The following is a 13768-nucleotide window of genomic DNA, read 5'->3' on the forward strand; positions in this document are numbered from 1 at the left end:
TTGTTGTGTTAATATATATTAACACAACAATTAAATAGTCACTATATTATTTTATCATAAAAACAGAATTAATAAATTAATTTATTACATAGTTAATTGTCCATTAGGAGTATCTATTATCTCTATAATTCTTTGTTCAAATCCAGTATCAGCATTTATGTAAACTATGAAATCCTGGTTATTATAATTTCCTGCGAACTCATAGCATAATACTTCTTTATGCATTTCAGTAGGTACTATAGCTAATCTTGTAGAAGTAACGTTAAGTTTTTTACCAACCCTTTTTCTAGCTTCCTCTTCACTTATTTTCGGCTTCTTTATATCTCTATTTTTATTGTGAGAAACTAAGAATTGTTCTGATTCAATACCTATTACATTTCCATCATCTAAGGCTATTTTTATTTTTACTTGATCAGGATAAATTACTACATCATCTTGTTTATATACATAGCTAATTACAGCCGTATTTGCATAATTTAATGAATACATCGGTATCATACCGTCATATCCAACTTTTTTTAGGTAATCAGCTCCTAATTGAATAGCCTTATCTCTGGATATTTTTGCCTCCGATACACCTTTACTATCTAAAAGATACACAACTTTTCCACCATGTTTGCTTATCTCACAAATAACTTTACTTTTATCTCCTCTTCCTTTTATCGCTACCTCGTAAGAGTATGATGGTATTCTTGTATTGCTTTCCCTATTAATCAGCTTTATTGATTCTACTCTATTGTTTCCAATAATTTTTCTTGCTATTTCCTCACCTTGTTTTGATGAGATTTCTTTTTCTTTATTAATTCTTGGCTCTATTTCTACTATGTTATCTGAAAAAGGTCCATCGTATATCAATGCGGGATATTGTGCAACTTGCTTTTGAATACCTTTAAATTTTTCTACTAATACTTCTGGTCGTTCTTTAGCAAATACACCACCTACTTTTTTTCTTAGTTCTCCCCACTTAACTTTTCCTTGATTTATATCATCTGATACTGCACTTAGTCTTGCCTCTAATTCAAAGGATCTATTCTTCAAATCCTCAATATTTTTATAATCTTTTTCTTCTAAAGCTTTCCCTTCTGATGCTGCTGTAGCTAGACTATAACAAAAGTCCCCTACTTGAGATAAAAACTTATTAGTATTTTCTACTGCGTCTTGCGATATGGGCAAAGAGTCAAGTTTATCGTTAGCCATAGCAGAATGTCTAAATATTTCTTCAAAAACTATTATACTTTGTTCTCTGGAACCAACTATAGGTGCTTTGCTTAAATTTACCCTTATGTTTTGAACCGAGCTAATCAATTCATACATATTTTTACTATACTCTGCCTGTAAGTAATTTCTATAATCTGTTCTCTCTAGCGTCATAAGGATAGCAAAGGTTGATGAAAATACTACTATCAATGTGACCGCAACAGTATATATAATTCTTTTTTTGCTCATCTTCATAGCAATCCCTCCAATATTTTTCTCTCTTTATTATCTGTTATATTTTGACTATTTATTCATAAATTATTTTAGTTTTATGATTAAAAATAATAATATGGGAATAATATTTAATGAATTCTTAAGCTTATTCAACTTATATTATTAATAAAAATGGTGTAAAATATTTATAAATGAGTTTTCCTAGTAAGTTCAAGTAATTTTATTTTATGAAAGGGGAAACAGTATTTTATGAAAGCTATAATTTTTTCAGTGTCTGCTGGTGCAGGCCATGCTAAAGCTGCAGAAGCAGTAAAAAGACATATTGAGCTTAATGATCCTGATTCAGAAGTGATAATAATAGATACATTAAGATATATTAATCCCATAATCGACAAAGTAGTAATAGGAAGTTATTTAAAATCACTAAAAATAAGTCCATCTATTTTTGGGAAATTATATGATTATACTGAGTCTGACTATGGTTTAGCTTTAATCAGTGCGAAATTTAATGAAATAATGACTTTTAAACTTATGCCACTGATTAATAATTTTAATCCTGATATTATGATAGCCACTCATCCTTTTCCAACAGAAATGCTATCAATATTAAAAGTTAAGCACAAAACAGATGTACCTATTATTTCCATACTCACAGACTATGCTCCCCATAGTTTTTGGATACATCCTTGCATAGATGCATATATTGTATCCAATTCTGATATGGTAGATGAAATTTCATCAAAAGGTATTCCAAGAGATATAATCTATGATTCAGGTATACCAGTTAGTCCTGAATTTCTTAGAAAATATGATAGAAAAGAAACCTTAGAAGAAATAGGTTTATCTCCAAATGTAAAAACTTTGCTTGTTATGGGTGGTAGCCTAGGTCTTGGTAAAATAGAAGAGGTATTTGAGGACATTCTTCAAGTTGATGAGCATCTTCAAATAATAGTAATAACAGGCAATAATAAAAAACTTTATAATGATTTAGTAAAATATAATGATATTACAATAGGAAATAAAAAAGCTCATATAATAGGATTTACAGATGAAGTTAATAAATATATGCAAGCATCAGACTTATTATTGACCAAACCCGGCGGTCTAACAATAACCGAAGCTTTAATATGTGATTTACCTATGGCATTATTTTCTCCAATACCTGGTCAAGAAGAAAAGAATGCTGAATTTTTATTAAAGCATGACTTAGCCGTATATTTAAAAGAAGACAATGCAGCTTACATTATTGAAGGATTGTTGCATCAACAAAACAGGCTTAAACAGATGAAGGTGAACATCAAAAACTTCTCTAAACCAAAAGCTGGCGAAAACCTTTGCTTGCTTTTAAAAAAACTTATTCAACAAAATGAATCAGAGGAATTATCCATAATATAATAAGCCACTCTTTAATAAAGAGTGGCTTATTATATTATTTAATAATTTTTTTAATAATTTCTAATCCTTTAAACTTTAACTCAATTTTATTTGACGCATTTTCATCCAATATTTCTTTCATAATCTCATCTGTTTCTTTAACGTCTACTTCACCTTTTGTAATATCTATAAAACACAATGGCGGAAACATAACACACCACCAATTTTGCCCTTTACCATCTCCTATTATTATTTTATACGCTTCATATTGACCCTGTGGTAAAGTAATATTCCCATAGCTTTTTATTGGAAAATTATCTACTAATAATTTTACATCCACATTATATTTATATCCATTATCGTACACAACTTTTTGAGATAGTTTTTTTACATTTTCACTATTGTCCTTCAATATATTTCTTGATTGATTTATATCTTTACTTTCCTTTAGTTTAGGATAAATGTAATCCAAAACCTCATCTCTTACTTTTAGCTTTAAATTTTGATCTTCTGGTAAATCACTATTAGCTATTACATGAAATCTTATAACTTTACTATAAATGTCTTCATCAGTTCTTGTCCACGAATTAGACACATTATATATACTAAATCCTAAAAAAAATATAGTAATAATAGCAACAAGTTTTTTCATAAATACCCCCCTAACATCCATTAACTTATTACCTATTATTACCATAACATTGTATATTATACATACTTTATAATTTTATTTTTTAACTCCTACTCTTCTTATATGGGTATTTATATTTACTGTAATAGGAAGATTTTTAAACTCCTCCTCCCAATCGTCTTTTACTCTTTCCCAAACCTTTGGATGGTATTTTTCAACATAATTATTTAAACCAAATAAATCAATATTGTGCTTTTCTTGAATCATTTTAACTGTGGCTTCCATTTCTTCTTTTAAACCTTTATTAAAATACCCTTCTATCTCCTGTAAATTACTATCCCCTAACAGTTTATTTCCTACATAATACCCTTTTATTTCTCCTTCCAAATCTATATCAATATTAAAGCTTAATTTTTCTTTATCATTCTTTAATTTTATCTTTCTTTCCATGCCACTTATCTCAAAGTCTATAGGATGGCCATCTATATATATTACCTTTTTTCCTCCTTTTAACTTTCCTCTTAACATTTTAACATTAGCAGTTTCTGTTGCTGATAATATTCCTTTAAACTCATAATTTTTAATAATACACACGCCAGATAATTGTACTTCATCTTTTTCTTTTTCTTTTTCTATAGTTAAATAAGGTAATATTGCATCTCCATTTCTTGTTAAACTTTGCAAGAATTCATTTAAATCTACTGGAACTATACTACTATTTCTATCACTATTTTCAATGAGTCCATATATATATGATTGAATATTTTTTTCCATTAAACCCTTTTCATTTATATAATCTTCTACTTTCCCTTCAGCTGCAACAACTAACATATCTCGATTTACAGATGGCTGCCTCTGTAAATAGTCTAATACCTCTTTTACAACTTCAGGATAAGAAAAAAAATTATTACCAAATATTATGAGTTTAGAATGAGAAAAGCTCATACTCCTACTACTTTTAGAAGTTGCTTTACTAAATGCATCTTCCATTGAATAGGCATCCACATTTATACTTTTATCTACTGCCACTCCTCCCTTTTCTGGACCTAATTGACTTATATCAGGGAACGCATAGGTAATATTTAATATTTTTATATTATTATCACTAAATGGTTCATCAGGTTTCAACTTTTTAAAATCCTTTTGTTTACTTATTTCTTCTCCAGCATCTATTCCTATAGTTCCTACAAAACTTCTTCTATCTATTTCCACTTTATCCCAACAACCTACTAATAAAAATGTTATCAATAACAAAGGGATTATTTTTTTTATTTTCATATTATTCACCCGATATTACGTCAGGCTTCTTCCCTCCCTTCATAGAGGATATAAATAAGGCTAATATTACTATAATTATATTTATTGCGAAGAATATTGACATATAGGTTTTAGAAAACATATACACCTCAGAAATATCTTTAGGATATAAAGCAATTAAATATATAAATGGAACTAATATAGTAGTAGATAACTTTATATCTCTATAATCCATAACTTTCCTTAATACATCTGAAGAAAAATAATAATGATTTACAAAAGTCGTAAAGTAGAATATTATCCAAATACTCATCATTATACCTTCCCATCTTTCAATGAAATAACCTGGTATGTCAACAGATTTCATCATGGTTATGGTAGGCCATAACAATAATTTTGTTTGTTCTTTTCCAAAAAAACCTATAGCTAATACAAAAATTAATATATAAAACAAAATAACAAAAACTATTCCCTTTGTAGTGATTTTTAAGATATCCTCTTTTTCCTTTACAAAGGGAATAATTAAAATCAATATTTCAAATCCTATATATCTATTTATACCTAAAGTAGCACCCTTTATATAATTAGGAATTGGCTGGTTAAAAATAGGTAATAAGTTTGTAAAATCAGCATCATGTATAGAAGATACAAATATTAATATCACAGGTATAAACATAACCCAAAAACTTATTTCATTAAATTTAATTAAATTATCAATTTCCCCTCTTACAATGTAAGCCCCTACTAATATTGTTATTAAAAATATAAATTCCGTTGGAGTCTTTTCTAACATATACATCTTTATTTCTTCAGTAAAAATCCTTAATCCTAAAGATACAAAATAAATTGAATAAAAAACAAAAAATAAAGATGTTACTCTTCCAAATATTTGGCCAAAACTATTTATAAATATCTCATAAATATGCTTGTAATTGTTATTCTTGATCATTCTATTTAACATATAAATAAACAAAATAGCAATAATTCCACTTATAATTATCGCTATCCACCCCTCCACCCCTAAAATATTAGCCAGCTCACTAGGGTATGAAAATACATTGACTCCTACAATAGTTACAACTAAAGTGGAAAATAGCCCATAATTTGATATAAAATTTTTATCCTTCACATTCATCACCTCTAATATTATTTTATTTCTGTCTAATTTTATCTTTTGTATTCATATATTCAGGTCTCTCTTTAATGAATCTTAGTGGAAATTTTATTATCATATCTTTAAAATCTTTTTTATTCATATTAACAAAAGGTGATAAATATGGAACTCCAAAACTTTTTAACCTAATAAGATGTGCTAAAACTACTAGTAAACATAATACAATTCCATATAGTCCCATAATTGCCGAACTTATTATTAATAAAAATCTTACTATCCTAAAAGCAGATGTAATTTCATAATTTGGAGTGGTAAAACTTGTAATGGTAGTAAGAGCTACAATTATAATCATTATTGGACTAACTATACCCGCGCTAACTGCCGCCTGCCCTATAATTAATCCCCCTACTATTCCTATTGTAGCGCCAATTGGTTTGGGTAACCTAATAATTGATTCCGTAAGCAGGGCTAAGCTTATCTCCATAATTATAGCCTCAACAAAGGCAGGGAATGGAACTCCTTCTCTAGAAGCCGCGATAAAATATGCTAATTTTGATGGTATTATTGAAGGATGAAAAGAACTTACTGCCACATACATACTAGGTAATATAATTGATATAATTAAAGATAAAAATCTTATAATTCTTAATATAGAACCATACATCCATCTTTGATAATAATCATCCGGGCTTTGAAATAAATTTGGTAGAGTAGCTGGCACTACTACAGCAAAAGGAGAGTTATCAACTAATATAGCTACTCTCCCTTCATATAATGCTGCTGCTACCACGTCTGGTCTTTCAGTACTTTGAGTTTGAGGAAATATAGACCACTTATTATCCTCAATTAATTGTTCTACATAGCCACTATCTAATACAGCATCAATATCAATTTTTTCTATTCTATCTAATACATCTTCAACTATTTGGTTTTGTGCTATATCTTCTATATACATTATTACCACATTACTTTTAGATCTGGCCCCTAAGATTTTAGGTACTATTTTTAACTTCGTATCCCTTATCCTTCTTCTTACCAAGGCTGTATTAAATCTCATTGTTTCAGTAAATCCGTCCCTACCTCCTCTTATTACAGTTTCACGCGAAGGCTCCGATACTCCTCTTGCAGGCGAAAAACGCGAAGCAATTACATAACAGGTTTCCATTCCATGAACCAATAACAAAGTATCTCCAGACAATACAGCATCTACAGCTTCACTTAACTTTTCTAATTCCTTTAAATCCGTAACGGTCAATATCTTATCCTTTAAATCTTCGATTTTTACCTCTTTCCAGTTACACATTAAAGTTTCTAAAACGAAATCATTTAAAAGCAATTTGTCTGCCATTCCATCTATGTACATTAGCAGTGCTTTTGTTTCATCTATATAGAACTCTCTAAATACAATATCCGAATTTCCGTCCATCAATTCTTTTAGATATTCTGTATTTTCATCTAAATTTTTGAATATATCGTCCCTTATTACCTCTTTCATATTATTCACCCCTCATTCTAACAACTTCAATAATAAATTTTAGATATAATATACAACATCAATGTTACAAAAAACATAATTATTCCTATTAATTTTATTTGTTTAGCACTTTTAAGCATATTTGCTCTTTTAAAACTTATACTATCTATAAAAATAGCCACAAAAGCTTGAAAAGCAACTAGCATAAGTAAATACTTATCAAAAAGTTTTATTATATACATAATATTTATCCCTCTAATTCCTTTTTCATAATTCTTAATTATTTTTTACATATAAGAATTAATTATTCATTGGAGTTAAAAACAAACAATTTCTCTTATTAATATAATTTTTTATAAAATATAAAAAAGGAATCTTGCTCCACAAAATTCCTTCTAGTTTCTAATTATATTTTTTTACTATAGCTATAAAATTATATTGTTTTACTAATAAAAACTTCATCATATTTATCTCTCATGAAATTATAACACCTTTCAGCTGATTGGTGGTTTTCAAAAAAACCAAATATAGTTGAACCACTTCCACTCATTAATGTACCTATACTACCTAAGTCTTTCATATCTCTTCTTATCTCTAATAATTCTGGATACTTCTCCAGCGTAACTAATTCCAGAACATTCACCATATCCTTACATAAATTCTCTAAATTATTTTCATTTATATATTTTATGATTTCATCCATATTAGGACGATTATGTATTGTAATCTTATCAATATCCTCATAAACATCCTTTGTAGATACACCAAAGTTTGGTTTAACTAAAACCATAATATGGTCACTAAATTTCTCTAATGGTGTTATTATTTCACCTATACCTTCACAAAGGGCTGTGCCGCCATAAATAAAAAATGGTACATCAGCTCCTAGTTTCTCACCTAGTATAACTAATTCTTCATCACTTATCTCAGGCTTGAACATATCTCTCATCATCTTTAATACTATAGCTGCATTACTGCTTCCTCCTCCTAGTCCAGCTTCTACGGGAATATTTTTCCCTATATAAATTTCTACTCCCTTATTTATTTTATATTTCTCTATAAATATATCAGCAGCCTTATACACTAAATTTCTTTTATCTGTTGGTATATTGACTTTATCGCAATGAACCTTTATTCCATTATTAATTTCTTTAACTTCTATGGTATCGTATAGATCTATGCATTGCATTATCATACTTAATAAGTGATACCCATTTTCCTTTTTTCCCAGCACATCAAGGGATAAGTTCACCTTAGCGTAGGATTTACTCTTCATAATCAACCTCCTTATATAAAAAAGCTATACATATAATTGTATAGCTTTTTTTATAAATAATAAATACTTATGCCAAGGCTTCACCAGATTTATTATTAGATTGCTTTATTTCTTTCTTGACAATTTCAAGTAGCGGCTCATAATTTTCAAAGAATATTATAATCAAGTCTCCCTTTCTGCATTCTTCTATTGCCTTTTTTAAAGCTTGTTTTTCTTCTAGAATTATTTTTATATTCCTTTCATCGATTCCACTTTTTATAACACCTTTTTTTAGTAACGATGCTACTTCTCCTTCTTTTCTACATCTTTTGTCACTGTCTTCTTTTATATATATATACTCAAAATTTTCTCCTGCAATCTCTCCTAATTTAATTATGTCTTCATCTTTTCTGTCTCCAGGTACTCCTATTATGCCAATTAATCTTTTATAATCTAGCTTTTTTATTCCGTCTATTACAGCTTTATACCCTTCAATATTATGGGCATAATCTAGAACAACTGTACTATCATTTAATTTATATAGATTAAATCTTCCAGGATTATGTACTTCATCAAGATAAAAGCTCTGTAGACCTTTTCTTATAACTGAATAATCTACTCCCAAACTAATCAATGCAGCACATGCTGCCATGGCGTTTTCTATATTATACTCAAGCTTTCCATCTAAAGTAATCTTTATATCTTTAACTTTTATTATAGGGGATATATTCTTATCCTTTTCTACATAAATAAAATCATTTGATAAATATATTCCGTATCCTCCATTTTTCATGTGTTCTATTAAAGTAGAATTGTTCTCATCCTTTGAAAATAGGATAACATTGCCTTTTATCCTATTTAATAATGTAATACTTATATGATCATTTGCGTTAAGTATTGCATACCCATCATCTTTTACAGCCTCTACTACCAAAGATTTTACGAAAGCTAATTCTTCTAACGTATCTATATTATCAATGCCTAAATGATCTGAAGTTATATTGGTTATTATGCCTACATCCGCCAAGTCATAAGCAAGACCCTTGCGTATAATTCCACCTCTTGCTGTTTCTAAAACCGCTACTTCTACTTCACTATTAGTTAACACAGTCATGGCACTATCATAGCCTGTTGTATCTCCTTTATCTATGCATTGGTTATTTATATATATGCCTCCAGTGGTAGTTAAGCCAGTTCTATATCCTGCTAAAGATAAAACATATGATATTAATCGAGCAGTTGTAGTTTTACCATTAGTACCTGTTATAGATATGACAGGGATCTGTTTAGGTATTTCTTTAAATAACATATCTACTATAGCTCCTCCAACATTTCTGCTTTCACCCTCATAAGGATGTTCATGCATCCTTATGCCAGGCGCTGCATTAACCTCTATAATAGCGCCATCTATCGTTTTTGATATATCCGTACAACAAATGTCTATTCCGCATATATCCAGTCCCACTGTCTTGGCAATCCTTTTACATATTTCAATATTTTCTTCACATATAATATCCGTACAATCTATGGCAACTCCTCCAGTAGAAAGATTTGCGTTTTCTCTTAAAGTTACCTTTTCTCCCTTTTTAGGAATAGAGTCTAATGAATATGAATTTTTCCAAATATAATTAATTAATTCTTTATTTATCTTTACTCTTGTAAGAGGTTTTTCATGGTCATCCCCTCTTCTACTGTCTTCATTTAATTTGTGTATTAATCCTATAATAGTTGTAACTCCATCTCCCACAACGTATGGAGGTACTCTTTCCGAAACTGCCACCACTTCATAGTTTACAACACAAACCCTAAAGTCTTTTCCAACTACATGTTTTTCTATAATTATATCTTTATAATCCTCTAATATGCTATTATATGCTTGCATAAGTTCTCTTTCGTTTCTCAAATTAACGAATACCCCTTTACCTTGATTCCCAAATCTAGGTTTCAATACCACTGGATATCCAATTCTCCCTGCCTCCATTAACATCTGGACAGGGTTTATAACCTGCGAACCCTCAGCTACAGGTAAACATTGATTATACAATACTTCTTTTGTTAAAAGCTTATCGCATGCTATGTCTATAGCCAATCCACAAGTTTTTGCACTTATAGTAGCCTCTACCATTCTAGAAGTACTTCCATATCCTAATTGAAAGATACTCCCCTCTCCAATTCTTATATATGGAATTTTTCTATTTTTTGCTTCTCTTATAATAGCTACAGTGCTAGGACCTAATTGCTCAAGTTTTAATACTTCTCTAAGTTTATATATTGCTTCCTCTATATTAATTTCTTTATTACTTATTAGAGAATTTATTATAATCACAGCAATTTTTCCTATTTCAATTGCCGTTTTTTCATATTCAGCTTCATAGATTATGAAATATATATCTCCCTCTATTTCCCTAGCCTTTCCATAGCCACCCTTTAACCCTATCATGTCTTGTAAACTAATGCATATATGCTCGCATATATGGGCAAGATAAGTTCCTTCATATAATCTCTTTACAAATCCCATTTCTTCATCTATTCCACATCTATGCTCTTTTAATATGGGCAATAATTGAATTAATTTCTCATTAAATCCATCAATATCTTTACTAGGAACATCCTTAAAACCCTCTAGATCTATCTCCATCTTTATACACGGTCTATGGCAATATATATTTCTCCCACTATAATACTTGTGATTTAAAATTTTCATTTTTTAAGGTATCCTCCTGTTTAAATCAAATTTATCGTCTTTTTTTAAAACATGCATTTTTATATTAAATATAGATAATACTTCCTCTTGATTCTGCTCAGAAACATTTGTATAAGTAATATCTCTCCCATCGATAAGATATACTGCTCCAGAACCTATTACTCTAAATTGCGCTTCACTATTTACAACAATTGCAGTATCTTCATCTATACCTATACCAATGCTCTGAGGGTTTTCTGCAATACCTACCAGTAATCTACCTATTCTTCCCCTCTGAGCAAAATGTTGATCTATTATAACATCTTTAATAAGTCCTAACCCTGGTGCCATTTTCAAGGTGCATTTTCTGGGGGATTCATCGTTAGGTCCAGAAACAATCATAGTGTCACTCATAACTGAAGCTCCAGCAGAAGTACCAACAAATATACATCCAGCCTTATACCTATCCATGATTGTTTTGAAAAGATCTGTCCCTCCTAATAAGCTAGTTATCCTTAACTGATCTCCTCCTGTAAAAAATACTATAGAAGCTTTCTTAATTAGTTCTATATTATTAATATTAAAAGCATCCTTCCTTTCTCTTACATTGAGTACAGAGATATTTTTCACACCTAAATCACCAAAGATTTTACAGTATTGCGATCCCTTCTCCTCGGGATTCCCAGATGCTACTGTGGCTACTACTAGTTCTTCTTTATCTTTATCAATCTTGCCACAAACTTCCTTTAATATACTTTTTTCTCCATTTTTATCTTCTGCACCACCTATTATTATTAAATTCCCGTTTAACTTATCTTCCAAGCGTAAGCACCCCTTTGTCATAAGTATTCTATATTTTTTCCAATTTCACGAGTAATATACACTTTAATATTAAACATGTAAAAGAATAACCTACGCTCTTTTATTTATTAATACATTTATCAATAAAAAAGCCTGTAGTTTTACGCTACAGACTTTAAATAAATTATAATGAAGCCCTTCCAGGTATTATTAACTTCTCACCTGGTTTTATATAATCCATATTTTCAATATTATTTATCTTTACTAAATCCTCCACTGTAGTAGAGTATTTCTTCGCTATCTTCCATAAAGTATCTCCAGGTTGAACTATATATATAGTAACACTGGCCTTCTTTTCTGGAAGCTTTCCTTCTATTGGAGATATTTCAATTAAAAATTCTTTAGGCATCACGTAGTTTACTTTAACATAAACTTTTACTAAACCTTTTATAACTATATTGCTCGCTTCAATATCTGCCTCAATATTTTCTAGAAATACTCTAGCAATGCTATCCATGTTTATTTTGCATCCTGGAATATCTACTGAGCATGAAAAAGGTATTTCCTCTGATACACCGGAAATATAATTATCTTCATCCCTTGTTTTATACAAAATATCTGAATTCAATACTCCTTCTACTATAACTTTATCTTCCACTATTCTCTTATCCGTAATACAAACTCTTCCTGAACACATAACTATTTCAATAGGTCTTGCCCCTTCTACTTCAATATCACCTTTAACTATGGATTCTGTTGAAGTTTGACCATGCATTACATTTAAATTGTAATCATTTTTCTTGATATTCATAATTGCAGAAGGAGAGTATATATCCTCTATCATATCCATTTCTTCTTTATGCATTATCTTTGTTTCAGTTTTAATTACTGACTCAACTTCTATTTCCCTATTTTCACCTAAATCATCTTCTTTAATATTCATCTGTGTGGAATCTACTTTAAATTCAGTATAATTCTCCATTAGTGAATTAATTCCATCAAATTCAACATCCTTAGAAATAGGTACCTCCTCTTGGATCGACACAATATCTCTCGTATCTTTCCCTCTATATAATAGAATAATCAGTACTGACGCTTCTATGGACACTCTATTTTCCAATACTCTTGCATCTCTCTTACGTACTTTTACATCACATCTAAGTATGTTTCCTATCTCCGGTTTGTCAGCTGGAATTTTAACATTACGTTTTGCTATCATATCAGAATCTACATTCCCAACAATTTTGTCTATTTCTATGGGATTTTTAAGCATTTGAGCATCAAAATTATCCTCTATATCTTTTACAATATCAAAGTTATAGTTTTTATATACTTCTGCTCTTAATTTTATTACTCCTTCTACTCCTATTTTTCTTTCATGTATTATATTACTATCCATATGTTCAACATAGCATTCACATTGGCAATTCATTTTATGTTCTGCTCCGGACACTTCAATATAATTTGAAAACTTTCCAATGTAAGTAATGCCATGGACACCCATTTTTTCTTCTTCTTTCGCTAAATAAATTACATTATATTCTACTTGTCCCTCCAAATACACTTTGTCTTTCATGGTTTCTTTGCTAATTATAAAAGGCCTAGCATCTACAGATAATATCTTAGTTATATCCGGATGAGTATCTGGTATTACATATTCAGCTTTGATAACCGTATCCATTGAGTTTTGTCCTAGTAATTGTTCACATTCTATATTCTCTCTAATAAGCTCTATACCCATGCTTCTT

General features: G+C 29.7%; 11 protein-coding genes. 1 reads left to right on the forward strand and 10 read right to left on the reverse strand.

What is annotated here, in order from left to right:
* Positions 1 to 84 precede the first annotated feature (84 nt).
* Positions 85 to 1452 carry a germination protein YpeB gene (gene ypeB, locus RYO54_RS05850; RefSeq protein ID WP_315116643.1) on the reverse strand — a complete coding sequence of 456 codons (1368 nt, stop codon included), beginning with the start codon at positions 1450 to 1452 and terminating at the stop codon, positions 85 to 87.
* Between the two features lie 228 nt (positions 1453 to 1680).
* Here ypeB and RYO54_RS05855 point away from each other — a divergent pair, with 228 nt between their 5' ends.
* Positions 1681 to 2826 (forward strand): MGDG synthase family glycosyltransferase, encoded by a 1146-nt coding sequence (locus RYO54_RS05855; RefSeq protein WP_315116644.1) that lies wholly within the window; start codon positions 1681 to 1683, stop codon positions 2824 to 2826.
* Positions 2827 to 2860: 34 nt separating this feature from the next.
* On the opposite strand, the gene spoIIR is transcribed toward RYO54_RS05855, so the two are convergent.
* From spoIIR to RYO54_RS05900, 9 genes are all read right to left on the reverse strand, one after another.
* A complete protein-coding gene (spoIIR, locus tag RYO54_RS05860; RefSeq protein ID WP_315116645.1) occupies positions 2861 to 3457 on the reverse strand; it encodes a stage II sporulation protein R in 597 nt (198 codons plus the stop codon).
* A 75-nt stretch (positions 3458 to 3532) separates the two neighbouring features.
* Complete coding sequence (locus RYO54_RS05865; protein WP_315116646.1) at positions 3533 to 4714, reverse strand: Ger(x)C family spore germination protein; 1182 nt, start codon at positions 4712 to 4714, stop codon at positions 3533 to 3535.
* Position 4715: 1 nt separating this feature from the next.
* Positions 4716 to 5828, reverse strand: coding sequence for an endospore germination permease (locus RYO54_RS05870; RefSeq protein ID WP_315116648.1), 1113 nt, complete (start codon positions 5826 to 5828; stop codon positions 4716 to 4718).
* A gap of 16 nt (positions 5829 to 5844) precedes the next feature.
* Positions 5845 to 7302 (reverse strand): spore germination protein, encoded by a 1458-nt coding sequence (locus RYO54_RS05875; protein ID WP_315116649.1) that lies wholly within the window; start codon positions 7300 to 7302, stop codon positions 5845 to 5847.
* A 26-nt stretch (positions 7303 to 7328) separates the two neighbouring features.
* Positions 7329 to 7523: a CLC_0170 family protein gene (locus RYO54_RS05880; RefSeq protein WP_315116651.1), complete on the reverse strand. Its 195-nt coding sequence runs from the start codon at positions 7521 to 7523 to the stop codon at positions 7329 to 7331.
* Between the two features lie 191 nt (positions 7524 to 7714).
* A complete protein-coding gene (gene ispE, locus RYO54_RS05885; RefSeq protein WP_315116653.1) occupies positions 7715 to 8557 on the reverse strand; it encodes a 4-(cytidine 5'-diphospho)-2-C-methyl-D-erythritol kinase in 843 nt (280 codons plus the stop codon).
* A gap of 67 nt (positions 8558 to 8624) precedes the next feature.
* Positions 8625 to 11240 carry a cyanophycin synthetase gene (gene cphA, locus RYO54_RS05890; RefSeq protein ID WP_315116654.1) on the reverse strand — a complete coding sequence of 872 codons (2616 nt, stop codon included), beginning with the start codon at positions 11238 to 11240 and terminating at the stop codon, positions 8625 to 8627.
* 3 nt (positions 11241 to 11243) lie between these two features.
* Complete coding sequence (locus RYO54_RS05895) at positions 11244 to 12062, reverse strand: cyanophycinase (RefSeq protein ID WP_399549110.1); 819 nt, start codon at positions 12060 to 12062, stop codon at positions 11244 to 11246.
* 142 nt (positions 12063 to 12204) lie between these two features.
* Positions 12205 to 13761, reverse strand: coding sequence for an SPOCS domain-containing protein (locus RYO54_RS05900; protein WP_315116659.1), 1557 nt, complete (start codon positions 13759 to 13761; stop codon positions 12205 to 12207).
* Positions 13762 to 13768 lie beyond the last annotated feature (7 nt).

The organism is uncultured Clostridium sp., assembly GCF_963515715.1.
GTDB lineage: Bacteria > Bacillota > Clostridia > Clostridiales > Clostridiaceae > Clostridium_AW.